Genomic DNA, 26,783 nt, shown 5'->3' with positions numbered 1-26,783 from the left:
GGGTTTTCCTGATCCTGTTTGCTACGCACTAACCCGCCCCATTAATTGTCGTAATGGTCATAATAATGGTGGTAATCGTGAAAGTGCGGTTATTTTTCATGGTGTTTTAAGCTTGAAAAAAAGATGTGATTAGAAATACCGAAAAAGCGCGGGCTTGTCAAACACAAAATCAAAAAAGTGAAGATTTTTTCTAAAAATCATCGCTTTGGTGTAGAATGAAGAGAGTTTCATATTGGTCAGGAAGGAAATGATGACAATTCAACAAGCACTCGAAACCATCCATCAAAAAATTCAAGTCTCCACTCAACTTGCTCATCGTCCTGAAAGTGCGGTCACTTTATTAGCCGTTTCTAAAACTAAACCCAATGAAGCGATTTTAGAAGCCTATCAAGCCGGACAAAAAGCATTTGGGGAAAACTATGTTCAAGAGGGCGTAGATAAAATTCAGTATTTCGAAGCACAGAATATTCAACTTGAATGGCATTTTATTGGCCCATTGCAATCTAATAAAACCCGTCTTGTAGCAGAACATTTCGATTGGATGCAAACGTTAGAACGTGCCAAAATTGCTGATCGTTTAAACGAACAACGTCCTGCGAATAAAGCCTCTTTGAATGTTTTGATTCAAATTAATATCAGTGATGAAGCGAGTAAATCAGGTATTCAACCGAGTGAAATGATTGAGCTTGCAAAACACATCGAAAATCTACCGCACTTACGTTTGCGTGGATTAATGGCGATCCCTGCTCCAACAGATAATGTTGCTGAACAAGAAGCGGCCTTTAGCCAAATGGAACAATTATTTGAGCAGCTTAAAGTCGCTTTCCCTCATCAGCAAATTGATACGCTTTCTATGGGGATGACCGATGACATGCAAACTGCCATTAAATGTGGCTCGACCATGGTGCGTATTGGCACAGCCATTTTTGGGGCGAGAGATTATTCGAAAAAATAATGAATAGAAAATAAAAAAGCGGTCAAAATTGACCGCTCTTTTTTATCTGGATTTAACTAAACTTCTTCGCTCTTTTCAGAGAAACGTTCAATCTTCGCACCTAAGCAACGAAGTTTATCTTCAACGTGCTCATAACCACGATCGATATGATAAATACGATCTACGATGGTTTCACCACTTGCGATACAACCCGCTAATACAAGGCTGATTGATGCACGTAAATCTGTTGCCATCACTTCTGCACCAGAAAGATGCTCAACACCATGACAAACCGCGGTGTTACCTTCGATTTCAGCTTTACCACCCATACGAATTAATTCTGGAATGTGCATAAAGCGGTTTTCAAAGATGGTTTCAGTGATAATACTTGTGCCTTCTGCCACCATGTTTAACAAAGTGAACTGCGCTTGCATATCTGTTGGGAAACCTGGATGTGGTGCAGTACGAATATTGACAGCTTTCGGACGATTGCCATGCATATCTAATGTAATGCTATCTTCTGTGACTTCAACTTCCGCGCCTGCTTCACGAAGTTTATCAATTACCGCATCCATGGTATCCGCTTTGGTATTTTTACATACCACGCGACCACCAGAAATAGCACCTGCAATTAAGAATGTACCAGTTTCAATACGATCTGGCACAATGCTGTGCTCGCAACCTGTTAAGCGGTCAACACCTTCAACCACAATGTGATCGGTACCTGCACCTGTAATTTTTGCCCCCATTTTGTTGAGAAAATCAGCTGTATCGACAATTTCAGGCTCACGTGCGGCATTTTCAATGGTTGTTGTACCTTCAGCAAGCGTTGCCGCCATCATGATAGATAAAGTCGCACCAACGCTCACTTTTTCCATCACAATACGTGTACCTACAAGACGCTCTGCGACAACTGCTTTTACATAACCTTCGTCAAGCTCAATAGTTGCGCCGAGTTTTTCTAAGCCACTAATATGAAGATCAACCGGACGTGCACCAATTGAACAACCACCTGGTAAAGAAACTTGACCTTGATGAAAACGAGCCACCAACGGTGCTAATGCCCAAATAGAGGCACGCATGGTTTTTACTAATTCATACGGCGCAACGAAGTGATCAATTTTAGAGCAATCTAGTAATACTGCACCTTCAGCATCACGCTCTACTACCACGCCAAGTTTACGTAAGATCTTTAAGGTGGTATCAATATCTTTGAGTTCCGGTACATTTGTTAATTTAACCGGCTCAGTGGCCAAAATTGCGGCAAAAAGAATGGGAAGTGCAGCATTTTTTGCACCAGAGATGGTTACAGTACCACTTAAGCGAGATTGCTCGCCATAAACACGAAATTTTTCCATAGAAAATCCTAGCTAGCTTGATGTAATAAACGATCCATTTTCCACTTTTCAGTGGTATAGGTTTTAATAGTTAAAGCGTGAATTTCGCCAGTTTGAAAGTAAGGCATTAATGGCGCGTAGATGGTTTGTTGCTGTTTTAATTTAGAAAGTGCCGAGATCTCATCGCTCACTACAATCACACCAAAGTGTGCATTTTCGCCTTGAGCATAAACCTCATCTACATTCAGGCTTTCTTTTAAAATACGTTCAATTTCTTGCAGTTCCATTAGGATTTCCGTTTTAATGATGATCAATAAAAGTGCCAATCCAATGAGATAAATTCACTAAATCAGCAAGGGTTAATAACTGTTCCGGCGGATTTATCAACCGCACTTTTTTATTTGGTAACTGCTCACTATCATGTAGAAAATCGCACAATAATGCAAAACCAGCAGAATCAATTCGTTTAATATTCGTTAAATCAAATTCAATGATACTTTGATTCGCTAGCTTTTCTGATAAAAAAGAAGCACGTTGCTGCCATAATGGTAACAACGTGTTGCGGGATAGCTCCCCCGATAATTGGAGAGCTATCTTATCATTATTTTGGATTAAATCCCACTTTAACGCAGTCATTCGCTTATTTGCTCAATGTCACAGGTGCTGCGGCAGATTTTTGAATTTGAGCTGTTAATGCCTCAATACCTTGTTGACGTAAGATGCCACTCCATTCGTTTTGTTTGGTGACAACCATGCTCACGCCTTCTGCAACCATGTCATAAGCTTGCCATTCACCGGTTTTGCTGTTTTTACGCCATTTGAAATCTAATTTGATTGGCGCTTGTCCACTATTTTGCATGATGTTTACACGAATGCTTACAAGGTTTTTGTCGCCCACTTCTTTAGCCGGTTCAATTTGAATATTTTGATCGGTATAAGCGGTTAATACTTGTGCATAAGCTTGTTCGATAAAATCGCTGAATGCTTTAAAGAATTTTTCACGTTGTTCTGGTGTGGTTGATTTAAAGTGTGAACCTAACACCAAAGAACCTGCATAGTTTACTTGCACGTAAGGTAATAAATCGTTACGCACGATAGTACGTAAATAGTTTGGATCCTTTTTAATTTTTGCCTGATTGTTTTTGATATCGGCAAATAACTTATCTGATGCTTGTTGCATCAACACATAAGGGCTCGTTTCTGCACGTACAGTTTGAGTCACAAAAAGTGCTGTCACTGCAAATGCCATTACGCTAAACCATTTTTTAAACTGAGTAAATTTCATCATAAATCTCCTAAATAAAGATTATTATTTTACATCTAATTCTGCTTTGTCAGCATTACCGTCTGCTTTTTTATCACCGTAAAGGAACTGGCCGATTAAATCTTCCAATACCATTGCGGATTTTGTGTCTTGAATTTGGCTACCGTTTTTTAACATCGCGGTTTCACCATCATCAAAGCCCATTGTTAAGGCGATATATTGCTCGCCCAATAATCCCGATGTTTTGATCGATAACGAACTGTTTTCCGGAATTTCTTTATATTCTTCATTAATCGCAATGCTTACTTTTGGCAAGTAAGATTTTTCATCTAACGTAATATCAGAAACACGACCGATTACCACTCCTCCTAGCTTAAGTGGCGCACGGATCTTTAGTCCACCAATATTGTCAAAAGTTGCAGTGACTGTGTAAGATTTTGTTTCACCAAAACCTTGCACATTTGCTACACGTAAGCCTAGAAATACTAACGCTGCGATACCGAGTAGTAAAAATAAGCCTACCCAAAATTCATATTTAATTGTTTGTCTCATAAAAATACCCTATTAACCTGCCCCAAACATAATAGCAGTTAAGATGAAATCGAGCCCAAGTACCACAAGTGATGCGTGGACAACCGTTCTGGTTGTGGCTTGACTGATACCTTCAGATGTTGGAATACAATCATAACCATTGAATAACGCAATCCACACCACTGCAATGGCGAAAAATACGCTTTTAATAAATCCATTTAAAATGTCATAGCTCCAGCTGACGGCATTTTGCATCACTGACCAGAAGCTACCTGCATCGACACCTTTCCAATCTACACCAACAAGCGCACCGCCCCAAATACCAATCGCGGTAAAGAGAAGCGCAAGAATTGGCATTGCAATCAAGCCCGCCCAAAAACGCGGTGCAATCACTCGACGTAATGGGTCGACTGCCATCATTTCAAGGCTGGAAAGTTGTTCTGTGGCTTTCATTAAGCCAATTTCAGCCGTTAACGCTGAACCTGCACGACCCGCAAATAAAAGTGCGGTCACTACTGGGCCTAATTCACGTAATAAAGACAGCGCTACAAGTTGTCCAAGGCTGGTTTCTGCTGAAAAATCAACTAAGACCACATAACCTTGTAAGCCCAACACCATTCCAATAAATAAACCTGAAAGCAGGATAATTAATAAAGACTGTACACCTAATACGTGTAACTGTTTCACTAATAAAGGAAAATGTTTACGAACTTGCGGTTTACCTACGAGCGCACCGAACAACATAAAGCCTGAGCGGCCTAATGCGCGGAAAAATTTGATTACGCTTCGTCCAAGTGAAGAAATCATATCAACAATCATTTAAATAATTCCTCCACATAATCACCTGCCGGATAATGGAATTTTACCGGACCATCTGCTTCACCTTTCAAGAACTGCACAACTTGAGGATCTTGGCTCGCGAGCAGTTGTTCTGATGTTCCTTCGGCAATCACATGTTTATCCGCAATGATATAGGCATAATCTGCAATGCTTAATATTTCATTCACATCATGGGAAACCACAATAGAGGTTAAATTCAGTGCTTCATTCAAACGTTTAATTAAGCTCACGATCACGCCCATGCTGATTGGATCTTGCCCCGTAAACGGCTCATCAAACATAATTAAATCCGGATCAAGTGCAATCGCTCGCGCCAATGCGGCACGACGCGCCATCCCACCAGAAAGCTCAGAAGGCATTAAATCTGCCGCACCGCGTAAGCCCACTGCTTCTAATTTCATCAACACAATTTGACGAATTAGACTATCCGGCAAACGGGTATGCTCGCGAATCGGAAATGCCACGTTATCAAACGTGGAAATATCCGTAAATAATGCGCCTGATTGGAATAACATTCCCATGCGTTTACGCACTTCGTAAAGCTCGCGATTTGAAAGATGACAAATATCTTGTCCATCAAACAAAATCTCGCCTTGTTCAGGATATAACTGACCACCGATTAATTTCAGTAACGTGGTTTTCCCGATCCCTGATGGCCCCATAATGGCCGTAATTTTACCCTGTTGGACTTTCAAATTCAGGTTATCGTAAATCACACGCTCACCTCGTTTAAAGGTCAGGTTTTTGACTTCGATTAGATTTTTATTCATTAAAATCTCATTGGTTTTACAAGAGGAAATTTATTTTCCTCTCACGTTAAAAAAGTGCGGTCGTTTTGACTGCTATTTTTGTGAAAGGTTCAAGTGGCGTTTTAATAACGTCGTGAAGCCACGTAATAACACAAAAATCAATGACAACACATAAATAGGTAAATTACCCAGTGCCGCATAAGGCGTTTTGCCTTCTGTTGGCACCATTTTATGTGTCAGTGTAGTTTCCTCAAATTGCGGTGCTTGCGCTTCAATCTTGCCTTTTGCATCAATAAACACTGAAATACCTGTATTAGTTGCCCGAATTAATGGTTTGCCTAATTCAAGCGCCCGCATTCTAGCCATTTGTAAATGCTGCCAAGGGCCGATGCTGTCGCCAAACCACGCATCATTGGAAATAGTCAGCAAATAATCCGTCTCTTTTTTCAGATTTTCACGAAGTTGCTCACCGAAAATAATTTCATAACAAATAGCCGGTGCAAAAGCATGTTGTTTTGCCATAAATGATGGCTGTACCGCATCGCCACTTTGGAACGCAGACATTGGCAAATTAAATACAGAATTAAGTGGACGCAACAAACTTTCTAATGGCACGTACTCACCAAATGGCACGAGATGATATTTGCTATAACGATTTTTTGTCATCAACTCATAAGGAAAATCAGGATTCCCTGCTGTCACAATGGAATTTAATAATTTACCGCTTTGCTCATCACGATACACGGTGCCAATCATCACTTCCGTGTTTTTCTCTTTTGCGACTTTATCTAAGGCTTCAAAAAATGGCGTAATCGCATTTTCCAAAGTTGGCAATGCCGACTCAGGCAAAATAATCAAATCAGACTTGCCTAAATGTGCCAAAATTTGTTTTTGATAGATATCTACCGTGGCATAAAGATATTCAGGATCCCATTTTAAATTTTGCTCAATGTTACCTTGTGCAAGTGTAACGGTGAGACCTTTCTCTTCTTTTGGTTGGACAAAATTCACCTTACCGGCATAAGCACTTAATCCACCCACAACCAATAATAGCAATACATTAACACCGACTAAATTCCATTGTTTTTTCGATAGTGAAAAAACAAGATTAAAAATGACCGCACTTGCCCAAACGGTAAAAAATGTTAGCCCCGTGACACCAAAGATCGGGGCGATGCCGAAAAATGGACTGTCGATTTGGGTATAACCAAATTGTAGCCACGGAAAACCGGTAAACACCCATCCACGCAAGAATTCAGTCAATGTCCAAATCGCGGCAAAAATGACCGCACTTTGCACCTTAAAACATTGCACTAAATAAGTGAAAAGCATTGGATAAAGTGCAAGGTAAGCAGAAAGTAAGCCCACCAAGAGATAGCTCACGCCAAGGGATGCCCCACCAAATTGATGAATACTGACATTTAACCAACTGACACCAAAACAGAAAAAGCCCATCGACCACAAAAAAGTGGCCAAAAGTGCGGTTGATTTTTGGGCATTTTTCGCCACAAACAGCAATCCGCCTAAGGATACATAGGCCAATCCCCAATAATCAAACGGTGAAAAGGCAAATACGCCAATCACACCAGAAATCAGGGCAATAAGATAAATCACTAATTTATTCATTTTATCCATACTATAAAAAAATATTCCCCCTCTTTAGCAAAGAGGGGGCTTAGAATACAGCGAAACGATATGCCTTATTCAGCTTGTTCTTCCACGCCTTCCATATCCGATAAATGTTCATCCTGCACAGTTACACGCACCTGAATTAAACGACGGCTATCGGCAGAGGTCACTTTAAATTGAATATTTTCTAACGTGATTTCTTCACCACGCTTAGGCAAATACCCAAAGGCTTGCATGATTAAACCGCCAATAGTATCCACTTCTTCATCATCAAAATGCGTGTTGAATTGCGCATTAAAATCATCAATATCTGTTAGTGCACGCACCGCATAAGTATGACGAGAAAGCTGACGAATATCTGCGACATCTTCCTCATCAAATTCGTCTTCAATATCACCCACAATTTGTTCGAGAATGTCTTCAATGGTCACCAAACCTGATACAGCTCCAAACTCATCCACCACAATCGCCATGTGGAAACGTTCAGAACGAAACTCTTTTAACATACGATCGACACGTTTACTTTCCGGCACAATCACAACTGGACGTAACAACTTGGAAAGCTCGAATTCTTCTGCATCTTCACGTAAAAACTTAAGCAAATCTTTCGCGTGCAAAATCCCTTCAATATTATCGCGGTCATCCGTATCTGCAATCACAGGAAAACGAGAGTGAGCGGATTCAATAATCGTATTCAAACAGGCATCGAGATCTTGATTCGATTCAATAAATACGATTTGCGAGCGAGGAATCATGATATCGCGCACACGAAGCTCGGCGATTTCCATTACCCCTTCAATCATCTCGCGAGTGTTTTGATCAATTAAATCGTTTTGTTCTGAATCGCGAATCACTTCCACGAGTTCTTCACGGTTTTTCAGCTCACCTTGGAAAAAGCGGCCAATAAGCGATTGAAAAAAAGATTTTTTAGTTGTTTCAGTTTGATTACTCGAATGTTCTTCGTTCATAAAATTAAATGTGTTACTGTCGGATTGACTGTGTAAAAAGTAGCATATTTTGACAAAAATCGCAAAAAACTTAAGCTAAATGGCTGAAAATAAAGTGCGGTTAAAAACATAACAATTTTTAACCGTACTTCAATTTTAACTGTTGTTATGATTCCTTCTGCAGGTAGAAGGAGCTTCCATAACTCACGCTTATTTATAAGCATCCTCTGAATCAATAATTTCTTGGTAATCTGGCTGCTTTAACTCTACAGGTCTTTGAATGAAACGATACCACCGTCTAGCTAAATACGTTAATTCCTCTCTATCTACAATATAATACTTTTCCTCACTAGGATTATAATCTGCTGGTCTATCTTCGGGTAAATACAAGGAAAATCCCAAATATACCTTATCTTTATCTATTACTGCATCCATCACATCCGTACTAACATAATCTTTATTTATAGATAAATCAGCTAATTTGATACTACTATCAAATTTTAAAGTATCTAAATATATACGTACATATTCATCTCTCCAGGAGTGATTTTCATCATTTAAAAACACACAAGTTGATTTATAAAAACTTGAATCATCAAACTTAAATAATAATTTCATATACTTTTCCTAATTATAACTAGGAGCCTTAGGATTAATAGTGTCGATTTTTCCATTTTCCTTAACATACCAACGAACTTCAACTCCTGATTTTGTCACTCCTTTCCACTTAGACTTAGTACTAGGAACTTTGCTAGCATTTTTAAATGCATGCTCCAATTCAACCCTCAATCTATCCTGAGTCCAAGATCTTGGAAACATTGTTGATACACGGTCTTTTTCCCTACCTGCTTTTTCTAAGAATGGTTTCGCATTCGGGTCTTTTAAAGCCCTAGGATTTGGAATAGAAACTTTAGTCTCATAAACACCGTTTGCATATTCTTTAATTACTTTTTCCAATTTTACATTTCCGAGTGTAGTATGAGTATGTCCCCTTTAAAAAATTACCTTTAAGAATTAGTATTCATATGCTTTACTATTTAATCAATTTACTAGCAACATTTCTCTTGGTATATAGATCTGTTTCCACTCCCATCTCATTTTCAAATAAAATTAATAAATCTACAATATCATCAATATCAATATTATCTCTCTTTAAGTAACCAAACATACTATTAACATAATTATCATATTCATCAATTAACAATTCATTATCACCTATTAGAATAGGATCCCAATATTTTAAAAAGATTGTTCTTATTTCATTTATTTCCATTTTTTGTCTCTCCCGTGATGGCCTGCGTCTCCTGACGCGTGCCTAAAACATCAATTTCGTTTAATTCAAATTTTCACTATTTTTATTAACAGCTTCAGTTTGTTTATTTTTTGATAGATACAAGCACGCGTCAGGAGACGCGCGCTGGGGGAGAATGTCCACCGATCATGACTGCCACAAAATACCTCTACTCTAAACTGAAAAATAAACTTCATTGCTTATATTGGGTTCAGATAATAAGAAGTCATACTAATTAGATAAAATGATCTTAAATTGGTCAAACTCAAGATAATCATCCGGATATTCTTCATCCCCCCAATAAATAGTTACTTTATCTAACGAGATTAGCGCACCTAAAGTTTGTCCCCACATATCATATTCAGAAATTTCTTTTTTAGATATTTTATCAATCTCTTCAAGACCATTTTTTATCCACTTTTGCAAATGACCTATACCTAATCCCTCATCATCAATTAAAAAATGAGTTATATTTAAATCTTCATTTATATTTAGAATAGAGCAATGTGGTTCTAAAGATCCATCTTTCCACATATCTATCCAACTAAACTTAACATTTATCATATGCTACTTACTTGTCTCCCATAACTGGATAAATTGCAGTTTTAGGTTCTTTGTATCCTTTTACTTCTACATAGGGTGGGATGTTTTCCAATATTCATTTTATGGATAATATTTTTTACCCAACAAATTAATATTTTCTAATATTTCATCATTTGTCATATAGAAACCTGGTTCTATTATACTAATCAAATCTAATGCAAAATCACGAAACTCCTCTCTCCAATCAATTGATGAATTCATCAATTCTAAGGCTCTATAAGAAATCTCCTGTTCTGATGCATTATTACTTACCATGGTTCTAATTTCATTTATAAAGTCTTGTTCACTATATCTGATCATTTTTATTTCCCAATTAAACTAACATATCAACGAATGAGCATTAGTATGCTGAGATTATCGATAAGCTATTACCTAATACATTCAAATATACATTAAATACTCTATTCATAAGAATAAAAAATGCGGTTAAAAACACAATAGTTTTTAACCGCACTTTCAAAGATTACCTATTTAAACCTAAACGCTGTCCACTGGTAATAGCGTTCACCAGCTTTTTGAATACCGCCATAATTTTGCCATTCTGGGTGGTTAGGGGTATCGGGAAGGCATTGGGTTTCAAGGGCTATGCCGCTGAAATCTTGATAAGTACCACCTTTACGAGTTGGAGTGCCGACAAGATAGTTTCCCGTATAAACCTGTAATGCCGCTTGGGATGTGAGCACTTCAAGGCTTAAATCTTCATTAGGGGAAGTCAATAATACACAAGGCTTTTGCCATGCTTTATTGACAATAAAGGAATGATCGTAACCTTTTATCACCGCTTGATCGCCTTGCTGAAAATCTTGTGCGATTGGTTTTGCAACACGAAAATCAAAGCTGGTATTCACCACATGCTTAAGTGGTGAATTTGGGATGCCTTCACCATCAACCGGTAAATAGAAATCCGCATTGAGGCGTAATGTATGATTTCTCACATCACTACCCTGCTCAGCATTTTCCAAATTGAAATAAGCGTGGTTCGTTAAGTTAAGTGCGGTATCTTTATCGCTTTCTGCTTCATATTCAATTTTTACGCTATTTTCATCGTTTAATGTATAAATCACATTGACTTGTACATTACCTTCAAAACCTTGATCACCATCGGGAGACACAAGGGAAAAACGCACAAAATTCTGACCGCACTCTTCGACTTTCCAACGGCGTTTATCAAAGCCTTCTTTACCACCATGTAATTGATGTTTGCCTTGATTAGCGACTAGCTGGATTGTTCGCTCACCTAATTCAAATTGGGCGTTAGCAATACGATTTGCATAGCGTCCTACGCTTGCACCCAAATAAGCAGTTTGATGAGGATAATCCTCCACTTTGCAGCCGAGTAACACTTCTCGCACCTCACCATTCACAGGGACTTTACAAGAAAGCCAAGTGGCGCCCCAATCCATAAATTGCACTGTCATGCCATTTGAATTGGTGAGTTGAACAAGTTGATAAGGCTGTCCATCTGGTGCATTGAACGCCGTTTTTTCTAGCATAGGCTCACTCCTTGTGAGGCTGTGCAAACGTAGAAATCTTCTTTTAAGCCCGTTTGTTTTTCATAATTATCGGCAATAATTTTACGCACTTCTTCAACTTTATCATGAGGAGCAAGGGCAACAATGCAGCCACCAAAACCACCGCCAGTCATTCTCGCGCCACCGGTTTTACCAATGACTAATTGAGCGAGTTCAACAAGATAATCGATTTGTGGCACGGTAATCTCGAAATCATCACGCATTGACACGTGAGATTGCCCCATTAATTCGCCTAATTTTGTTAAATCGTTATGTTTTAATGCTTTAACAGCATCAAGTACGCGTTGGTTTTCGGTCACCACATGGCGTGCACGTTTAGCCACTAAAGCATTAAGTGCGGTCAATTCTGCTTCTCTTTTTTGGAATTCTTCTACTGACACATCACGTAACGCTTTTACGCCAAAGAATTCTGCAGCTTTTTCACATTGCCAACGGCGTGTGTTATATTCGCCCGTGACCAAATCATGGGGTACATTTGAGTTCACAATAATGACAGCAACATCTTTCGGCACAGGCGTTGGCTGTGTTTCTAAGCTACGGCAATCAATCATTAAGAGATGATCTTTTTGTCCTAAAGCCGAAATTAATTGATCCATATTCCCGCAATTCGCACCTACAAATTTGTTTTCAGCTTTTTGACCAATTAAAGCAATTTCTGTATGAGTTAAAGGTAAATCACTGAGTTGTTGGCAGAATTTTCCAGTCGCCACTTCAAGGGCGGCGGAAGAGCTTAAACCAGAAGAGTGGGGCACATTTCCGGAAATCACCAAATCAGCGCCTTGTTTAAATTGCGGGCAACGTTCCTGAATAAATTTCACAACACCACGCACATAATTCGCCCATTTTTGCTCACTTTGAGGGAAATCTTCATTAAGAGAAAAGGTATCCTCAAGATCAAGATCTGCGGCATAAACATTCCAAATATGATCAGCACGTTTTGATCCCGCAATAGCTGTACCATAATTGATCGCACAAGGCATTACAAAGCCATCATTGTAGTCAGTATGTTCGCCGATAATGTTTACACGACCTGGCGCATACACAGTCAGTTCAGGTTGCTTGTTATATTTTTGCGTAAAAATGTGTTGGGATTTTTGGACTGGAGTCATATTATTTTCCTTTATCTTTCACACTCCCTCTTAACTCAAGAGGGAAATTATTGCTTAACGTTCTTTATAATGTACTTCGCTTAACGCACGTAATCTTTCTGCGGCTTGTTCTGCGGTGAGGTCACGTTGGCTTTCACCTAACATTTCATAACCCACCATAAATTTGCGTACTGTAGCTGAACGCAATAATGGTGGATAAAAATGCGCATGAAGCTGCCAATGTTCGTTATCTTCTCCATTAAATGGCGCTGCATGGAAACCCATTGAATAAGGGAAAGAAGTTTCAAATAAGTTATCGTATTTTGTTGCCAGCTTTTTCAATATCACGGCAAGATCTTTGGCTTGAGCATCGGTTAATTCTGTTAAGCGTTTGACATGCACTTTTGGCAATAACAAGGTTTCAAACGGCCACACCGCCCAATAAGGCACTACCGCAACCCAATGCTCGGTTTCCACCACAATACGTTCTTTTTTCTCTAATTCTTTTTGAACGTAATCCACTAAAAGCACCGAACCGTGTTTTTCATAATAATTTCGTTGAGCAACATCTTCACGTGCGACTTCATTCGGTAAAAAGCTGTTTGCCCAAATTTGTCCGTGCGGATGTGGATTGGAACATCCCATTGCCGCACCTTTATTTTCGAAAATCTGTACCCACTGATATTTTTGACCCAGTTCACGCAATTGTTCTTGCCACACTTTAATCACTTCTTCAATTTCAAGTGCGGTCAATAATGGTAATGTTTTACTGTGATCTGGCGAAAAACAAATAACACGGCTTTCACCACGCGCTTGGCTCATTTGGAAAAGCGGATCGGCAGATTGCTCTGGCGCTGGTGTATCTTCTAATAAAGCCGAGAAATCATTTTTGAATACATAAGGTTTATGATAATCCGGATTAGGTTCGCCAGTGATACGTTTATTACGCGGGCAAAGATAACAATTTGGATCGTGGCTTGGCTTTTGCTCCTCACTCACTTTTTCTTGTTGCCCCTGCCATGGACGTTTAGCACGATGTGGCGAGACTAAAACCCATTGATCAATTAACGGATTATAACGACGATGTGGATGATCTGTCGGTTCAAATACGGTTTCGCTCATATTTTTGCTCCAAAATGTAAACGATTACAAAAAATTTTCTCATAAGATAACAAATTAAAAAAAATAAACCGTGATCATTATCACAAAATCAGGAAATAAGCCGCTCGTCCAATCACTTTTTTGTGACGAATGTAGCATTTTTGAAAGTAACCGCTTTCAATTTTATTCAAATTTACTATGATAATTGCTATGAAAAAATGAATGAGAGCCCTGTTATGCCTACAATTCGAGATGTTGCTGAATTAGCTTGCGTGTCGGTTGCCACTGTTTCCCGGGTGATTAATCGCTCCCCATCTGTGAGTGAAAAAACCCGTTATTCGGTACAACGTGCAATGGAAGTCTTAAATTATCAACCCAATGCAAACGCACAAGCTCTAGCCGTGCAAAATACCGATACCATTGGCGTGGTGGTTACCGATGTAACGGATCCGTTCTTTGCTATCTTGGTTAAATCGGTCGATAAAGTCGCTGAAGAGCATCAAAAAACGATTTTGATCGGCATTGGATACCATCATGCAGAAAAAGAGCGTGAAGCCATTGATACCTTGCTACGCAAGCGTTGTAGTTGCCTGGTTGTTCATTCCAAAGCCCTTTCTGATGAAGAGTTACAGCATTATTTAGAAAATGTACCCGGTATGGTTGTAATTAACCGTGTGATTGCAGGCTATGAAAATCGTTGCGTCAGCCTTGATAACCGCCAAGGTACCTATCTTGCAACTGAGATCCTGATTCGTTATGGCCATAAGCACATCGCCTATATTGGTTCCAATCACGGTATTTTAGATGAAACAGAACGTAAGGAAGGCTACTTAGAGGCCTTAGAAGCGCATAACTTCCCCATTGTAGAACAAGCCATTGTGCATAATTCACCTGATTTTGAAGGTGGTGAAAAGGCCATGATTGATTTATTAAGCTACAACTCCAATTTAACCGCTGTGGTAGCCTATAACGATACCATGGCAGCCGGTGCAATTTCTGTTTTAAATGAAAACAATATCAAAGTCCCGAAACAATTTTCCATTGTGGGATTTGATGATATGCCGATTGCTCGATATTTAATTCCGAAGCTCACTACTGTTCGATATCCAATTGATTTAATGGCAAATTATGCAGCAAAACTGGCATTAAGTTTAGTCGATTCATCTATTGTCACACCTACTGTTGTCCAATTTAATCCAACATTGGTGAGACGTTTTTCCGTAGAAAATGCAATAAAACCGTGATGGAGATCACAAATTTAAACATTGCTATGTAATCGTTTTCATTTATGTGAGTTTGATCACAGATTAACGGTTTTGATTTCGTTATGATGGATTCAGTTGCAATAGATGTACGCAACATTCCTCTATTTGATATATAAAAAATCAACAATAAAATCTCTTTCTCTACATAGGAGCGTTTTTATGAAAAAAACAGCAGTATTAAGTGCAGTCGCTTTAGCAATCGGTTTAGGTTCAGCAACTTCAGGTTTCGCAGCCGATAACCGTATTGGTGTTACCATTTATAAATATGATGACAACTTCATGTCATTAATGCGTAAAGAAATCGATAAAGAAGCGAAAGCGCTTGGCGGCATTGAGTTATTAATGAATGACTCTCAAAATGCACAATCTATTCAAAATGACCAAGTAGATGGTTTGCTTTCTAAAGGTGTAAAAGCTTTAGCGATTAACTTAGTAGACCCAGCAGCAGCTTCAACTGTTATCAAGAAAGCTAAACAAGATGACATTCCTGTTGTTTTCTTCAATAAAGACCCAGGTGCAAAAGCAATTGGTAGCTACGATCACGCTTACTATGTTGGTACAGACCCTAAAGAATCTGGTTTAATCCAAGGTGACTTAATTGCGAAACAATGGAAAGCAATGCCAGCCTTCGACTTAAACAAAGACGGTAAAATCCAATATGTATTATTAAAAGGTGAACCAGGTCACCCAGACGCAGAAGCGCGTACTAAATATGTGATTGAGCAATTAAATGCTAAAGGTATCCAAACCGAACAATTATTTATTGATACCGGTATGTGGGATGCAGCAATGGCTAAAGATAAAGTGGATGCATGGTTATCTAGCTCTAAAGCTAACGAAATTGAAATGATTATTTCAAACAATGACGGTATGGCGTTAGGTGCATTAGAAGCAACCAAAGCACACGGTAAAAAATTACCAATCTTTGGTGTGGATGCATTACCAGAAGTGCTTCAATTAATTAAGAAAGGCGAAATTGCTGGTACTGTGTTAAACGATGGTGTTAACCAAGGTAAAGCAGTTGTTCAACTTTCTGCAAACCTTGCTAACGGTAAAGCAGCAACAGAAGGTACACAATGGAAATTAGAAAACCGTGTGGTGCGTATCCCTTATGTTGGTGTAGATAAAGATAACCTAAGTGAATTCTTAAAATAAGAAAATCTATTGCTTTTCTTTAATTTTAGGGGAAAGGAAACCCAAATTCCCTTTCCCCTTTTTTGATGAGGTTGGATATGACAACTCAAACCCAAGACAGTGATGTACTACTGACAATGACGGATGTCAGTAAGTCTTTCCCCGGTGTAAAAGCCCTTGATCACGCCAATCTAACAGTTCGTTCTCACTCTGTTCACGCCTTGATGGGCGAAAACGGGGCAGGTAAATCTACATTATTAAAATGCCTCTTCGGAATTTATGCAAAAGACGAAGGTGAAATTTTATTCTTAGGCAAACCTGTTGATTTTAAAACATCAAAAGAAGCCCTTGAAAATGGGATTTCAATGGTTCACCAAGAACTTAACTTGGTGCGTCAAACCAGTGTAATGGATAACCTATGGTTGGGTCGCTACCCACTTAAAGGTCCTTTTGTGGATCACGCCAAAATGTATCGTGATACCAAAGCGATTTTCGATGAATTGGATATTGATGTTGATCCAAGAGAAAAAGTGGCCAAACTTTCCGTTTCACAAATGCAGATGATCGAAATTGCGAAAGCGTTCTCTTATAACGCTAAAATCGTAATTATGGATGAGCCAACATCCTCACTTTCAGAAAAAGAAGTGGAACATCTTTTCAAAATTATTCAAAAATTAAAAGATCGCGGTTGTGGCATTATCTATATTTCACACAAAATGGATGAAATCTTCAAAATTTGTGATGAAATCACCATTCTTCGTGATGGTAAATGGATCAATACCGTTCAAGTTAAAGGCACCACCATGGAAGAAATTGTTTCAATGATGGTTGGCCGTGAATTAACACAACGTTTCCCTGAAAAAACTAACGTACCAAAAGAAGTCACGCTTGAAGTGGAACATTTAACTGCGGTGAACCAACCTTCTATTCAAGATGTTTCCTTTAATTTACGCAAAGGTGAAATTTTAGGTATCGCAGGTCTTGTTGGTGCAAAACGAACCGATATTGTGGAAGCCATTTTTGGTGTACGCGAATTAAAAGAAGGGACGATCAAGCTCAACGGAAAAATCGTGAAAAATCATACCGCACTTGAGGCGATTAACCACGGTTTTGCTTTGGTGACTGAAGAACGTCGTTCAACCGGGATTTATTCAAACCTAAGTATTGAATTTAACTCTTTGATTTCAAATATGAAATCTTACCTCACTCCTTGGAAATTGCTCAGCAACAAAAAAATGGCGAGCGATACACAATGGGTGATTGATGCGATGAACGTAAAAACACCTTCTCACAAAACAACAATTGGCTCGCTTTCTGGTGGTAACCAACAAAAAGTCATTATCGGCCGTTGGCTTTTAACCCAACCAGATATCTTAATGCTCGACGAACCAACTCGTGGTATTGATATTGGGGCAAAATTTGAAATTTATCAGCTCATTCAAGAACTCGCTAAAAAAGATAAAGGCATCATTATGATTTCATCAGAAATGCCGGAATTATTAGGCGTAACAGACCGAATTTTGGTCATGAGTAATGGTCGTGTTGCCGGCATCGTTGAAACAGCAAAAACGTCTCAAGAAGAAATTTTGCAACTTGCCGCAAAATATTTATAAATCATAAAGGAACAAATTATGAGTGCCTTACCAAAAAATAAATCATTCGATTTCTTAAAACAAAATGCGATTTATTTTGTGTTGTTGATTTTACTTGGCATCATCATCGCACAAGATCCAACATTCTTGAATGTTCGCAACTTTAGTAACATTTTAACTCAATCATCCGTCCGTCTCATTATCGCCCTTGGTGTTGCAGGCTTGCTTGTCACTCAAGGTACCGACTTATCAGCCGGTCGCCAAGTAGGTTTAGCAGCGGTTATTTCTGCTACCCTCTTGCAATCAATGGAAAACATGAACCGCGTGTTCCCTGATTTAGGTGAAATTCCTATTCCAGTAGTTATCCTGACTGTTTGTGCAGTAGGTGCTGTAATCGGCTTAGTGAATGGTTTAGTTATCGCTTATCTCAATGTAACCCCGTTCATTGCAACCATGGGTACCATGATCATCGTTTACGGTTTCAACTCACTTTATTATGATGGCGTAGGTGGCTCACCAATTGCAGGTTTCAGTGAATCTTTCTCTAACTTCGCACAAGGCTTCTTCAGACTTGGTTCGTTCAAATTATCCTACATCACTATTTATGCGGCGATTTGTGCATTCTTAGTTTGGGTAATGTGGAATAAAACACGCTTCGGTAAAAATATCTTTGCTATCGGTGGTAACCCTGAAGCAGCAAAAGTATCTGGCGTAAACGTAGCACGTAACCTTGTTGTGATTTACATGATTGCAGGTATGTTCTATGCATTCGGTGGTATGTTAGAAGCTGGTCGTATCGGTAGTGCTACCAACAACCTCGGTTTCATGTATGAATTAGATGCGATTGCTGCCTGCGTAGTAGGTGGTGTATCTTTCGCCGGTGGTGTGGGTACTGTTATCGGTGTAATCACGGGTGTTATCATCTTCACCGTTATTAACTACGGTTTAACTTATATCGGTGTAAACCCTTACTGGCAATATATCATTAAAGGTAGCATTATCATCCTCGCGGTTGCTATCGACTCCTTAAAATACGCGAAGAAAAAATAATTAAAAACAACCATAAAAATAACCTCACTTTAGCAATAAAGTGCGGTTCATATTTAATATAATCTAAGGATTTAAAATGTCAAACAACGTAACTAAAGATAATTTAACTGTCTATTTCAGTACTGACTGGTTTACTCATAATATCCCTTCTCTATCCTATATTTTTGAACAATTTACACCTCAACGGATCTTAGAAATTGGTTCATTTGAAGGGCGTTCTACTCATTTTTTTACTGAAGAAATGCTTAAATACCATAATGAAATAGAAATTCATTGTATTGATTCTTGGGAGGGCGGATTAGAGCATCAAGGAAAATGGGATATGAGTTCCGTTGAGCAATCTTTCAATGAGAATATTCAAACATTAATGATTTATGCTAAACAATGCGGAAAATCCCTTAATATTATCAAACATAAAGGATATTCCCATACTAAAATGATTGAACTATTAGCAAAAGGCGAAGCTGGAAAATTTGATTTTATCTATGTAGATGGTTCTCATGAAGCCCCAGATGTACTGTTCGATGCTATTTTAGCCCATAAATTAGTAAAAAATAATGGGATTATTGCTTTTGATGACTATTTATGGAGCCCAGAAGAAAATGGAAAACAAAACTACTACCACTTAGTAAAACCTGCTGTTGATGCTTATGTCAATATCTATCAGCAAAAACTCCATGTTTTACAAATGTTGCCAGTTTACCAACTTTATATACAAAAACTATCAGATTAACTATTAAAAATATAATAAGCCTGTGTAATCAGGCTTATTCGTATTCATCTAACCATTTCAACAAAATTGCTTCGAGAATACTCTCGTTAGATTTCATTGGATCATCATCAAAATCTTTTAGTTCACAAATCCATTTATGTAAATCCGTGAAACGTACCGTTTTAGGATCTAAATCTGGATTACGATCATACAGCTCTTCTGCAATAAGTTGGGCATCAGTCCATTTCATTAGTGAGCCGCCTCATTTGCATGGTTAATATTATATTTGGGGATTTCCACCACTAAATCTTCATCACCCACGACACATTGGCAAGAAAGGCGGCTATCCATTTCTAAGCCCCATGCTTTATCTAGCATATCTTCTTCTTGATCGCTGGCTTCATTTAATGAATCAAACCCTTCACGAATGACTACATGGCATGTTGTACAAGCACAAGAACCATCGCAAGCATGATGAATTTCCACACCCGCATTATGTGCCACTTCTAATAAGTTGTCGCCTGCTGCAGCATCAACCACCATACCCTCTGGACAGAATTCTTCATTCGGTAAAAAAATCACTTTTGGCATATTACTTTCCTCAATATAAAAAACTCGTTAATTTATAACCGCACTTTATTGCTCAATATCTGATACAGATTTGCCTGTCAGCGCTTGATTAATGGATTTATTCATCCGTCTTGCCGCAAATTCTTGAGTCGCGACATCAAGGGCTTTGATTCCCTGAACGATAGCATGACGCTCTGTTCCTTCTTTTACATCCATTAATTGTTTCAATGCATTTTCAATTTGGTGAAATTCCGATTCGGTTAATAATTCCGCTCCATCTTGTTGTAATGCCACAATCACGCTTTCAATCACACGCTCAGCCTCAACACGTTGCTCGGCTAATTCACGTGCTTGCATATCATCTTGTGCATTATCAAAAGAAGCTTTAATCATTGCTGTCACTTCTTCATCGGTTAAACCATAAGAAGGCTTAATTTGAATCGATGCTTGGACTTTTGTGGATTTTTCCATGGCGGTCACACTTAATAAGCCATCCGCATCCACTTGATAAGTCACACGAATATGGGCCGCGCCTGCTACCATTGGCGGAATACCACGCAACGTAAAACGACCTAAAGAACGGCAATCATCCACTAATTCACGTTCACCTTGCACTACATGTACCGTCATCGCAGTTTGACCATCTTTAAAGGTGGTAAATTCTTGTGCACGAGCCACTGGAATCGTGGTGTTGCGTGGAATAATTTTCTCCACTAAACCGCCCATGGTTTCAATGCCTAAAGAAAGCGGCACAACATCGAGTAACAACATATCACTGTCATTTTTGTTCCCCACTAAAATATCCGCTTGAATTGCCGCACCTAGTGCTACTACTTTATCTGGGTCGATAGAGGTTAATGGCGTTTTACCGAAGAACTCGCCTACTTGCTCACGTACGTAAGGCACGCGAGTTGAGCCGCCAACCATAACCACTTCTTGCACGTCTTCAGCTTCAACATGCGCATCTTTTAATGCTCGACGGCAGGTTAATAAAGAACGTTTAACCAATGAATGAATTAATTCATTGAATTGCTCACGACTTAACTCACCTTCAAATCCGCGCCAAGAAATGACCGCACTTTGTGCACTCGTTAAGGCAATTTTAGTTTGTGTAGCTAAACTTAAAAGTTCACGCTGCTCATTTACATTTTGTGGTTGAATACCCGCTTGCTCAACAATCCAATCGGCAATTAAATGGTCAAAATCATCACCACCTAAGGCGGTATCTCCACCTGTTGCTAAGACTTCAAAAACGCCTTTAGATAAACGTAAAATCGAGATATCAAAGGTCCCACCACCTAAGTCATAAACAGCGATAACACCTTCTTTTCCACTATCTAAGCCATAAGCTACCGCAGCAGCAGTAGGTTCATTTAATAAACGTAATACATTTAACCCCGCAAGGCGTGCTGCATCTTTCGTACTTTGACGCTGAGCATCATCAAAATACGCAGGAACGGTAATCACTACACCTGAAAGCTCACCTGCAAGGCGTTGTTCAGCAATATGATTTAAACGAGATAAAATATCTGCAGAGACTTCAATCGGGCTTTTTTTGCCTTGGTGTGTGACCAATAACGGCAACCCATTTTCACTTGTCACAAACTCATAGGGTAAGTTTGTGTAACGTGATTGCACATCTGCAAGACTACGACCAATCAGACGTTTAACCGAAATAATCGTATTTTTAGGATCCATTGCAGCTTTGGCAAATGCTTCAGTACCCACAAGTTTTTCATTTTCACCATAATACACGACTGAAGGTACAAGGCTTCTGTCTTGTTCATCATTCAAAATGGTGGCTTGACCACTACGCACTGCGGCAACTAAAGAGTTTGTTGTACCTAAATCAATCCCTACCGCAAGACGATGTTGATGTGGTGCAGCCGTTTGTCCTGGCTCTGCAATTTGGAGTAATGCCATATCTCTTTTTATCTCTAATAATTAATTCGTTAAGGGCTCGTTATGCCACTGAATAAGCTTGTGCAAATTTATCTTGTTCGGTGAAACTTGCGTTGTAATGGGTTTCAATGTTGACTTCACGTCGTTCACGCTGATTAATATCAGTCGTCTTATCTTCTGAAAGCTCGGGTGTAAAAACAATCATGTGGTTACCATCGAGTTGTTTTACATCTTCTTGCCAATTTTGCCAAAACAGATTTTGGTAAAATGCTTCAATGTCACCATTTAATGCCCAAGCCAAGAAATCTGTATAGGTAAAATTTAAATCATGCCAAGTTAAGTCTTTTGGCGAAAAATAATAAATCTTGCCAAGATTAGAACCTAAAGAACCACCATTTAAAGCAAAATAACCACCAATGACATCATCTGCAACAAGCAAATATTTGGGTTTATCGCCTGATTGATTAAAGGATTTGCTGAAATTCCAGTCCATTAATCCACGTGGTAATTTAAAACTGCCTGACCCCAATATACGCAACCAACCATGATGGATTAAAATGCCACCGGTTTCATAAATGACCGCGCCCATTGGAGAAGAAGTGGGCATTTGCATGGTGAAAAGCTCACGTTCTGCACTAGATTGATCTTTTTTAATCACCTCACAATGATTACGAGCATGCTCAATCCATTGGGAAATGGTTCCCCAAGCAGATTTTGAGGCATCAGTCAGTTGTTCTAAAGTTTGCATAATCGAGTTTCATTAGTATGAGGGCAATTACCCATTTATCAATAGCGAAAAGGGCGTATTAAACGCCCTCAAGATTATAATTCAAATAGACGTTCTTCTACTTGGCTAATTTCATCCGCCAATTTTTTTAGAAAACGTAATTTATCACAGAACTGTGCAGCAGTTGACCATTGTTGCTCATTTAGTTGTTCTTCAAGTGCGGTCAATATTTCTTTTGTTTCTTTTTTAACGCGTTTCGCAAAGGATTCTAATGCATTTTCATCCTGGCTTTGCTCAATATTTTCGAGCTCTTCTCGCCATTCTAATTGCTGCATTAGGAATGCCATATCTTGTGTGCTCTTTTGTTCTAAATCCTGTGCTTCTCCCGTATTTAATGCAATAATTGCTTCCGCACGTAAAATTGGGTCTTTCAAGGTTTTTAATGCATCATTAACTTCTGTTGATTTTTGCATTGCAATGCGTTGTTTTTGTGCATCTGCCGTAACAAAATTATCCGGATGCAAACTCTTTTGAAGCACTAAATAGCGTTCAGACAAAAGCGATTGATCAACATTGAAAGCAACGGGCAAATCAAAAATAGCAAAAGGATTTGTCATCTTTATTCCTTAAACATGGAAACTTTCACCACATCCACATGATTCTTTCACATTTGGATTGTTATATTTAAAGCCTTCGTTCAAGCCTTCTTTGACATAATCTAGCTCAATGCCATCTAAATAAACCAAGCTTTTTGGATCGACTACTACTTTCACGCCATGCTGCTCAAAAACAAGATCGTCATCATTGAGCACATCAACGAATTCAAGCACATAGCCTAAACCCGAACAACCTGATGTTTTTACACCTAAGCGTAAACCGATGCCTTTTCCACGATTTTCAAGAAAAGTACGAACTCGTTCTGCCGCTTTTTCAGTGAGTGTTATAGACATATTCTGATCCTTAAATTGATAAAGTGCGGTCATTTTCAACCGCACTTTGATTACTTACCTTGTTTATTTTTATAGTCAGCAATGGCGGCTTTAATTGCATCTTCTGCTAAAATTGAGCAGTGAACTTTTACCGGTGGTAATTCAAGTTCTTCCGCAATTTGGCTGTTTTTGATTGCACCTGCTTCATCTAAAGATTTGCCTTTTACCCATTCAGTAATTAAAGAGCTAGAAGCAATCGCAGAACCACAACCATAAGTTTTGAATTTTGCATCTTCAATAATGCCGCTGTCATTTACTTTGATTTGTAACTGCATAACGTCACCACAAGCTGGCGCACCCACCATGCCGGTTCCCACAGAATTATCTTTTTTGTCCATTGAACCAACATTGCGTGGATTTTCGTAATGATCGATAACTTTTTCGCTGTATGCCATATTCTTTTCCTTTCCTAAATAAGTTGCTATCAGGCGGCCAAGCCGCCTTGAAAATTAGTGGGCTGCCCACTCAATAGTGTTTAAATCAATGCCTTCTTTGAACATATCCCAAAGTGGCGATAATTCACGAAGTTTCGCTACTGCACCATGCATTAAATTAATGGTGTAATCAATTTCTTCTTCAGTGGTCCAACGACCAAGCGTGAAACGAATTGAGCTATGTGCTAATTCATCATTACGACCTAATGCACGTAATACATAAGATGGCTCTAAACTTGCAGACGTACAAGCGGAACCAGAAGATACCGCAATATCACGTAATGCCATCATTAACGACTCACCTTCTACATAGTTAAAGCTGATGTTCAAATTATTCGCTACGCGGTGTTCCATTGAACCATTTACATAGGTTTCTTCAATGTCTTTAAGACCATTGTATAAACGATCGCGCAATGCTCGGATACGTGGCATTTCAGTATCCATTTCTTCTTTTGCAATGCGATATGCTTCACCCATACCAACGATTTGGTGTACAGGTAATGTACCTGAACGCATACCACGCTCGTGACCACCGCCATGGATAATCGCTTCTAAACGAACACGCGGTTTACGGCATACATATAATGCACCAATCCCTTTTGGTCCGTACAATTTGTGGCTAGACATTGACATTAAATCAACCTGTAATTCCGCAAGATTAATTTCTACTTTACCGACACTTTGCGTTGCATCTACGTGGAAAATGGTTTTGTTTGCACGGCAAAGCTCACCAATTGCTTTAATATCTTGAATCACGCCAATCTCATTATTCACATGCATAATTGACACAACAATTGTGTCTGGACGCAATGCTGCTTTAAATTTCTCAAGATCGATTAAACCATCTTCTTCTGGATCTAAATAGGTGACTTCAAAGCCTTCACGCTCTAATTGACGGCAAGTATCCAATACAGCCTTATGTTCAGTTTTGCAGGTGATAATGTGCTTACCTTTTGTTTGATAAAAGTGCGCCGCACCTTTAATTGCAAGGTTATCTGCTTCTGTTGCACCTGAAGTAAACACAATTTCACGTGAATCTGCACCAATTAAATCCGCAATTTGATTACGTGCAATATCAACCGCTTCTTCAGCTTGCCAGCCAAATTTATGTGAACGAGATGCTGGATTACCGAATACACCATCAATGGTTAAATATTCCATCATTTTTTTAGCTACACGTTCATCCACTGGACATGTTGCTGCATAATCTAAATAAATTGGTAATTTCATTTTCACTCCTAAATAACTACTAAAAATGCTATCAATTTGACCGCACTTTAATCTACTTTCCCATTATTGGTTGACTACAATTAAGTCATCAAAATCTTTGTGAGCTTTATGCTTCCCAGCTTTTTTCTCCACAAGCTCGGCTAATGTAATCTCATCTAAAAAATCAGAAATACGATCACTTAAATCTTGCCATAAAGTATGAGTTAAACACTCTACTCCACCTTTGCAATTTCCTTTGCCAAGGCATCTTGTGACATTAATATTCTCATTGACGGCTGAAATCACCATGCCGATAGAAATTTGATTAGTTGGTAACGCTAAACGATAGCCACCACCTGGGCCGCGAACGCTTTTTACTAATCCACCACGACGCAATTTGGCAAATAATTGCTCAAGATAAGAAAGTGAAATATTTTGACGCTCTGAGATATCCGCTAAACAAACTGGATTTGTTCCTGAGTGTAGTGCGATATCTAAAATTGCGGTAACCGCATATCGTCCTTTAGATGTTAGTTTCATAAAGCATCCCTATAAATCGTCATCTAGGTAGTTTACCTATCTGACTATGATAGTCAATTTTACTCTTTTTGCAGATTAAGGCGTTTTTCAACCGCACTTAACATTCCTCGCAAAATATTTAATTCATTTTTTTCTAGAGAAGAACGGTTATAAAGTCGTCTTAACTTTTGTATAACCCCTTGATTTTGAATAAAACCAAGAGACTGATACACCTGTTCCGTATGAGCAAAAAAATATTCCATTTCTTGTGCTGTTGGATAGATATTTTCTATTGTTGAAAGTGTACTTTCCGTTTTATCTTTTGCTAAAAATACCATTCGCATTTCATAACTTACCAACTGAACTGCCATCGCTAAATTTAGCGAAGAATATTCAGGATTAGCAGGGATATTTAAATGATAATGACATTTAAGTAATTCTTCATTTGTGAGTCCAACACGCTCACGACCAAATACGATCGCCACTTGGCCTTGATGTGCACAGGCTTTCTCCGCACATTCTCTTGGCTCAATCAGTGTACTCTGTAAATGGCGTAATCTCGCACTGGTCCCAATTACTAATGAGCAATCTTCTATTGCTTGTTCAAAAGTATCAACAATGTGGGCATTACGCACAACATCATCAGCGCCTGCAGCTAATGCAATAGATTGCTCATCCACTGATTTTGGCGAGACCAAATAAAGATTGGATAATCCCATTGTTTTCATTGCACGCGCCGCTGAACCGATGTTCCCGCTATGTGATGTTTCAACCAAAACAATTCGAATATTCTGTAACATTTTATGCCCGACTTAAATTTGTGGATATTCTATC

33 protein-coding genes and 1 other annotated feature (1 of these 34 running past the window's edge) are annotated in these 26,783 nt (G+C 38.8%); of the genes, 6 read left to right on the top strand and 27 right to left on the bottom strand.

Annotation, left to right across the window (positions count from 1 at the left end; translation table 11 throughout):
* Positions 1-87: a sequence feature (Thr leader region), on the bottom strand (it extends 28 nt beyond the left edge of the window).
* A 163-nt stretch (positions 88-250) separates the two neighbouring features.
* Entirely contained in the window at positions 251-955 is a 705-nt protein-coding gene (locus tag DPV95_RS03810; protein ID WP_049367841.1) for a YggS family pyridoxal phosphate-dependent enzyme, read from the top strand.
* A gap of 56 nt (positions 956-1,011) precedes the next feature.
* Here DPV95_RS03810 and murA read toward each other — a convergent pair whose 3' ends face one another.
* The 17 genes from murA to galT all read right to left on the bottom strand — a co-directional run bounded on the left by murA (position 1,012) and on the right by galT (position 13,867).
* On the bottom strand, positions 1,012-2,292 hold the full coding sequence (murA, locus tag DPV95_RS03805) for a UDP-N-acetylglucosamine 1-carboxyvinyltransferase (protein WP_049367842.1): 1,281 nt from the start codon (positions 2,290-2,292) through the stop codon (positions 1,012-1,014).
* Between the two features lie 8 nt (positions 2,293-2,300).
* A complete protein-coding gene (locus DPV95_RS03800) occupies positions 2,301-2,558 on the bottom strand; it encodes a BolA family protein (RefSeq protein ID WP_049366349.1) in 258 nt (85 codons plus the stop codon).
* A 13-nt stretch (positions 2,559-2,571) separates the two neighbouring features.
* Positions 2,572-2,907 (bottom strand): STAS domain-containing protein, encoded by a 336-nt coding sequence (locus DPV95_RS03795; protein ID WP_049367843.1) that lies wholly within the window; start codon positions 2,905-2,907, stop codon positions 2,572-2,574.
* A 4-nt stretch (positions 2,908-2,911) separates the two neighbouring features.
* On the bottom strand, positions 2,912-3,559 hold the full coding sequence (mlaC, locus tag DPV95_RS03790; protein WP_049367844.1) for a phospholipid-binding protein MlaC: 648 nt from the start codon (positions 3,557-3,559) through the stop codon (positions 2,912-2,914).
* Between the two features lie 21 nt (positions 3,560-3,580).
* Positions 3,581-4,087, bottom strand: a complete 507-nt coding sequence (gene mlaD, locus DPV95_RS03785; RefSeq protein WP_049367845.1) for an outer membrane lipid asymmetry maintenance protein MlaD — start codon at positions 4,085-4,087, stop codon at positions 3,581-3,583.
* Between the two features lie 12 nt (positions 4,088-4,099).
* Positions 4,100-4,885, bottom strand: coding sequence for a lipid asymmetry maintenance ABC transporter permease subunit MlaE (gene mlaE, locus DPV95_RS03780; RefSeq protein WP_005696644.1), 786 nt, complete (start codon positions 4,883-4,885; stop codon positions 4,100-4,102).
* The gene (gene mlaF / locus DPV95_RS03775) at positions 4,882-5,676 is read right to left on the bottom strand and encodes a phospholipid ABC transporter ATP-binding protein MlaF (protein ID WP_049367846.1); all 795 of its coding nucleotides are present in this window, start codon (positions 5,674-5,676) and stop codon (positions 4,882-4,884) included. The genes mlaE and mlaF overlap by 4 nt, the downstream gene beginning before the upstream one ends.
* A 72-nt stretch (positions 5,677-5,748) precedes the next feature.
* Positions 5,749-7,281 (bottom strand): apolipoprotein N-acyltransferase, encoded by a 1,533-nt coding sequence (gene lnt / locus DPV95_RS03770; protein WP_049367856.1) that lies wholly within the window; start codon positions 7,279-7,281, stop codon positions 5,749-5,751.
* A gap of 74 nt (positions 7,282-7,355) precedes the next feature.
* Complete coding sequence (corC, locus tag DPV95_RS03765; protein WP_049367847.1) at positions 7,356-8,252, bottom strand: CNNM family magnesium/cobalt transport protein CorC; 897 nt, start codon at positions 8,250-8,252, stop codon at positions 7,356-7,358.
* Positions 8,253-8,441: 189 nt separating this feature from the next.
* Positions 8,442-8,849, bottom strand: coding sequence for a DUF5376 family protein (locus DPV95_RS03755; RefSeq protein ID WP_049367849.1), 408 nt, complete (start codon positions 8,847-8,849; stop codon positions 8,442-8,444).
* A 9-nt stretch (positions 8,850-8,858) separates the two neighbouring features.
* Entirely contained in the window at positions 8,859-9,188 is a 330-nt protein-coding gene (locus DPV95_RS03750; RefSeq protein WP_049367850.1) for an EndoU domain-containing protein, read from the bottom strand.
* A 76-nt stretch (positions 9,189-9,264) separates the two neighbouring features.
* Positions 9,265-9,504: a hypothetical protein gene (locus tag DPV95_RS03745; RefSeq protein ID WP_049367851.1), complete on the bottom strand. Its 240-nt coding sequence runs from the start codon at positions 9,502-9,504 to the stop codon at positions 9,265-9,267.
* 249 nt (positions 9,505-9,753) lie between these two features.
* Positions 9,754-10,056, bottom strand: a complete 303-nt coding sequence (locus DPV95_RS03740; RefSeq protein WP_133253131.1) for a hypothetical protein — start codon at positions 10,054-10,056, stop codon at positions 9,754-9,756.
* Between the two features lie 129 nt (positions 10,057-10,185).
* The gene (locus DPV95_RS03735) at positions 10,186-10,425 is read right to left on the bottom strand and encodes a VHS/ENTH/ANTH domain-containing protein (protein WP_049366727.1); all 240 of its coding nucleotides are present in this window, start codon (positions 10,423-10,425) and stop codon (positions 10,186-10,188) included.
* A gap of 167 nt (positions 10,426-10,592) precedes the next feature.
* Positions 10,593-11,618, bottom strand: a complete 1,026-nt coding sequence (gene galM, locus DPV95_RS03730) for a galactose-1-epimerase (protein WP_049366728.1) — start codon at positions 11,616-11,618, stop codon at positions 10,593-10,595.
* Positions 11,612-12,766: a galactokinase gene (gene galK / locus DPV95_RS03725; RefSeq protein WP_049366729.1), complete on the bottom strand. Its 1,155-nt coding sequence runs from the start codon at positions 12,764-12,766 to the stop codon at positions 11,612-11,614. The genes galM and galK overlap by 7 nt, the downstream gene beginning before the upstream one ends.
* 54 nt (positions 12,767-12,820) lie before the next feature.
* The gene (gene galT / locus DPV95_RS03720; RefSeq protein ID WP_049366730.1) at positions 12,821-13,867 is read right to left on the bottom strand and encodes a galactose-1-phosphate uridylyltransferase; all 1,047 of its coding nucleotides are present in this window, start codon (positions 13,865-13,867) and stop codon (positions 12,821-12,823) included.
* A 215-nt stretch (positions 13,868-14,082) separates the two neighbouring features.
* On the opposite strand from galT, the gene DPV95_RS03715 reads away from it, so the two are divergent.
* The 5 genes from DPV95_RS03715 to DPV95_RS03695 all read left to right on the top strand — a co-directional run bounded on the left by DPV95_RS03715 (position 14,083) and on the right by DPV95_RS03695 (position 19,620).
* On the top strand, positions 14,083-15,090 hold the full coding sequence (locus DPV95_RS03715) for a substrate-binding domain-containing protein (RefSeq protein ID WP_049366740.1): 1,008 nt from the start codon (positions 14,083-14,085) through the stop codon (positions 15,088-15,090).
* 180 nt (positions 15,091-15,270) lie between these two features.
* Positions 15,271-16,266, top strand: coding sequence for a galactose/glucose ABC transporter substrate-binding protein MglB (mglB, locus tag DPV95_RS03710; protein WP_014064930.1), 996 nt, complete (start codon positions 15,271-15,273; stop codon positions 16,264-16,266).
* 77 nt (positions 16,267-16,343) lie between these two features.
* A complete protein-coding gene (mglA, locus tag DPV95_RS03705) occupies positions 16,344-17,858 on the top strand; it encodes a galactose/methyl galactoside ABC transporter ATP-binding protein MglA (protein WP_049366731.1) in 1,515 nt (504 codons plus the stop codon).
* A gap of 18 nt (positions 17,859-17,876) precedes the next feature.
* Positions 17,877-18,887, top strand: a complete 1,011-nt coding sequence (gene mglC, locus DPV95_RS03700; RefSeq protein WP_049366732.1) for a galactose/methyl galactoside ABC transporter permease MglC — start codon at positions 17,877-17,879, stop codon at positions 18,885-18,887.
* A gap of 76 nt (positions 18,888-18,963) precedes the next feature.
* On the top strand, positions 18,964-19,620 hold the full coding sequence (locus DPV95_RS03695; RefSeq protein WP_049366733.1) for a class I SAM-dependent methyltransferase: 657 nt from the start codon (positions 18,964-18,966) through the stop codon (positions 19,618-19,620).
* 34 nt (positions 19,621-19,654) lie between these two features.
* Here DPV95_RS03695 and iscX read toward each other — a convergent pair whose 3' ends face one another.
* The 10 genes from iscX to trmJ all read right to left on the bottom strand — a co-directional run bounded on the left by iscX (position 19,655) and on the right by trmJ (position 26,749).
* Positions 19,655-19,849 carry a Fe-S cluster assembly protein IscX gene (gene iscX, locus DPV95_RS03690; RefSeq protein ID WP_049366734.1) on the bottom strand — a complete coding sequence of 65 codons (195 nt, stop codon included), beginning with the start codon at positions 19,847-19,849 and terminating at the stop codon, positions 19,655-19,657.
* Positions 19,849-20,190, bottom strand: coding sequence for an ISC system 2Fe-2S type ferredoxin (gene fdx / locus DPV95_RS03685; protein WP_005696659.1), 342 nt, complete (start codon positions 20,188-20,190; stop codon positions 19,849-19,851). Before fdx ends, iscX begins: the two co-directional genes overlap by 1 nt.
* A gap of 45 nt (positions 20,191-20,235) precedes the next feature.
* Positions 20,236-22,092, bottom strand: a complete 1,857-nt coding sequence (gene hscA, locus DPV95_RS03680) for a Fe-S protein assembly chaperone HscA (RefSeq protein WP_049366735.1) — start codon at positions 22,090-22,092, stop codon at positions 20,236-20,238.
* A gap of 40 nt (positions 22,093-22,132) precedes the next feature.
* Positions 22,133-22,819 carry a DUF2625 domain-containing protein gene (locus DPV95_RS03675; RefSeq protein ID WP_049366736.1) on the bottom strand — a complete coding sequence of 229 codons (687 nt, stop codon included), beginning with the start codon at positions 22,817-22,819 and terminating at the stop codon, positions 22,133-22,135.
* 74 nt (positions 22,820-22,893) lie between these two features.
* Positions 22,894-23,415 carry a Fe-S protein assembly co-chaperone HscB gene (hscB, locus tag DPV95_RS03670; protein WP_049366737.1) on the bottom strand — a complete coding sequence of 174 codons (522 nt, stop codon included), beginning with the start codon at positions 23,413-23,415 and terminating at the stop codon, positions 22,894-22,896.
* A 9-nt stretch (positions 23,416-23,424) separates the two neighbouring features.
* A complete protein-coding gene (gene iscA, locus DPV95_RS03665; RefSeq protein WP_007242827.1) occupies positions 23,425-23,748 on the bottom strand; it encodes an iron-sulfur cluster assembly protein IscA in 324 nt (107 codons plus the stop codon).
* Between the two features lie 50 nt (positions 23,749-23,798).
* The gene (gene iscU / locus DPV95_RS03660; protein ID WP_005696665.1) at positions 23,799-24,182 is read right to left on the bottom strand and encodes a Fe-S cluster assembly scaffold IscU; all 384 of its coding nucleotides are present in this window, start codon (positions 24,180-24,182) and stop codon (positions 23,799-23,801) included.
* A gap of 54 nt (positions 24,183-24,236) precedes the next feature.
* Positions 24,237-25,451, bottom strand: a complete 1,215-nt coding sequence (locus DPV95_RS03655) for an IscS subfamily cysteine desulfurase (RefSeq protein ID WP_049366738.1) — start codon at positions 25,449-25,451, stop codon at positions 24,237-24,239.
* A 63-nt stretch (positions 25,452-25,514) separates the two neighbouring features.
* A complete protein-coding gene (gene iscR, locus DPV95_RS03650) occupies positions 25,515-25,970 on the bottom strand; it encodes a Fe-S cluster assembly transcriptional regulator IscR (protein ID WP_049366739.1) in 456 nt (151 codons plus the stop codon).
* Positions 25,971-26,029: 59 nt separating this feature from the next.
* Positions 26,030-26,749, bottom strand: a complete 720-nt coding sequence (gene trmJ, locus DPV95_RS03645; protein ID WP_080351275.1) for a tRNA (cytosine(32)/uridine(32)-2'-O)-methyltransferase TrmJ — start codon at positions 26,747-26,749, stop codon at positions 26,030-26,032.
* Positions 26,750-26,783 lie beyond the last annotated feature (34 nt).

The sequence above is a fragment of the Haemophilus parainfluenzae genome (assembly GCF_003252755.1).
Lineage (GTDB): Bacteria > Pseudomonadota > Gammaproteobacteria > Enterobacterales > Pasteurellaceae > Haemophilus_D > Haemophilus_D parainfluenzae_N.
This window is presented reverse-complemented; position numbering and strand designations above follow the sequence as displayed.

Excerpts from the sequence above, each read along its gene's own strand:
- DPV95_RS03810 (WP_049367841.1), top strand. The coding sequence starts at position 251 with ATGACAATTCAACAAGCACTCGAAACCATCCATCAAAAAATTCAAGTC.
- murA (WP_049367842.1), bottom strand. The coding sequence starts at position 2,292 with ATGGAAAAATTTCGTGTTTATGGCGAGCAATCTCGCTTAAGTGGTACT.
- DPV95_RS03800 (WP_049366349.1), bottom strand. The coding sequence starts at position 2,558 with ATGGAACTGCAAGAAATTGAACGTATTTTAAAAGAAAGCCTGAATGTA.
- DPV95_RS03795 (WP_049367843.1), bottom strand. The coding sequence starts at position 2,907 with ATGACTGCGTTAAAGTGGGATTTAATCCAAAATAATGATAAGATAGCT.
- mlaC (WP_049367844.1), bottom strand. The coding sequence starts at position 3,559 with ATGATGAAATTTACTCAGTTTAAAAAATGGTTTAGCGTAATGGCATTT.
- mlaD (WP_049367845.1), bottom strand. The coding sequence starts at position 4,087 with ATGAGACAAACAATTAAATATGAATTTTGGGTAGGCTTATTTTTACTA.
- mlaE (WP_005696644.1), bottom strand. The coding sequence starts at position 4,885 with ATGATTGTTGATATGATTTCTTCACTTGGACGAAGCGTAATCAAATTT.
- mlaF (WP_049367846.1), bottom strand. The coding sequence starts at position 5,676 with ATGAATAAAAATCTAATCGAAGTCAAAAACCTGACCTTTAAACGAGGT.
- lnt (WP_049367856.1), bottom strand. The coding sequence starts at position 7,281 with ATGAATAAATTAGTGATTTATCTTATTGCCCTGATTTCTGGTGTGATT.
- corC (WP_049367847.1), bottom strand. The coding sequence starts at position 8,252 with ATGAACGAAGAACATTCGAGTAATCAAACTGAAACAACTAAAAAATCT.
- DPV95_RS03755 (WP_049367849.1), bottom strand. The coding sequence starts at position 8,849 with ATGAAATTATTATTTAAGTTTGATGATTCAAGTTTTTATAAATCAACT.
- DPV95_RS03745 (WP_049367851.1), bottom strand. The coding sequence starts at position 9,504 with ATGGAAATAAATGAAATAAGAACAATCTTTTTAAAATATTGGGATCCT.
- DPV95_RS03740 (WP_133253131.1), bottom strand. The coding sequence starts at position 10,056 with ATGTGGAAAGATGGATCTTTAGAACCACATTGCTCTATTCTAAATATA.
- DPV95_RS03735 (WP_049366727.1), bottom strand. The coding sequence starts at position 10,425 with ATGATCAGATATAGTGAACAAGACTTTATAAATGAAATTAGAACCATG.
- galM (WP_049366728.1), bottom strand. The coding sequence starts at position 11,618 with ATGCTAGAAAAAACGGCGTTCAATGCACCAGATGGACAGCCTTATCAA.
- galK (WP_049366729.1), bottom strand. The coding sequence starts at position 12,766 with ATGACTCCAGTCCAAAAATCCCAACACATTTTTACGCAAAAATATAAC.
- galT (WP_049366730.1), bottom strand. The coding sequence starts at position 13,867 with ATGAGCGAAACCGTATTTGAACCGACAGATCATCCACATCGTCGTTAT.
- DPV95_RS03715 (WP_049366740.1), top strand. The coding sequence starts at position 14,083 with ATGCCTACAATTCGAGATGTTGCTGAATTAGCTTGCGTGTCGGTTGCC.
- mglB (WP_014064930.1), top strand. The coding sequence starts at position 15,271 with ATGAAAAAAACAGCAGTATTAAGTGCAGTCGCTTTAGCAATCGGTTTA.
- mglA (WP_049366731.1), top strand. The coding sequence starts at position 16,344 with ATGACAACTCAAACCCAAGACAGTGATGTACTACTGACAATGACGGAT.
- mglC (WP_049366732.1), top strand. The coding sequence starts at position 17,877 with ATGAGTGCCTTACCAAAAAATAAATCATTCGATTTCTTAAAACAAAAT.
- DPV95_RS03695 (WP_049366733.1), top strand. The coding sequence starts at position 18,964 with ATGTCAAACAACGTAACTAAAGATAATTTAACTGTCTATTTCAGTACT.
- iscX (WP_049366734.1), bottom strand. The coding sequence starts at position 19,849 with ATGAAATGGACTGATGCCCAACTTATTGCAGAAGAGCTGTATGATCGT.
- fdx (WP_005696659.1), bottom strand. The coding sequence starts at position 20,190 with ATGCCAAAAGTGATTTTTTTACCGAATGAAGAATTCTGTCCAGAGGGT.
- hscA (WP_049366735.1), bottom strand. The coding sequence starts at position 22,092 with ATGGCATTACTCCAAATTGCAGAGCCAGGACAAACGGCTGCACCACAT.
- DPV95_RS03675 (WP_049366736.1), bottom strand. The coding sequence starts at position 22,819 with ATGCAAACTTTAGAACAACTGACTGATGCCTCAAAATCTGCTTGGGGA.
- hscB (WP_049366737.1), bottom strand. The coding sequence starts at position 23,415 with ATGACAAATCCTTTTGCTATTTTTGATTTGCCCGTTGCTTTCAATGTT.
- iscA (WP_007242827.1), bottom strand. The coding sequence starts at position 23,748 with ATGTCTATAACACTCACTGAAAAAGCGGCAGAACGAGTTCGTACTTTT.
- iscU (WP_005696665.1), bottom strand. The coding sequence starts at position 24,182 with ATGGCATACAGCGAAAAAGTTATCGATCATTACGAAAATCCACGCAAT.
- DPV95_RS03655 (WP_049366738.1), bottom strand. The coding sequence starts at position 25,451 with ATGAAATTACCAATTTATTTAGATTATGCAGCAACATGTCCAGTGGAT.
- iscR (WP_049366739.1), bottom strand. The coding sequence starts at position 25,970 with ATGAAACTAACATCTAAAGGACGATATGCGGTTACCGCAATTTTAGAT.
- trmJ (WP_080351275.1), bottom strand. The coding sequence starts at position 26,749 with ATGTTACAGAATATTCGAATTGTTTTGGTTGAAACATCACATAGCGGG.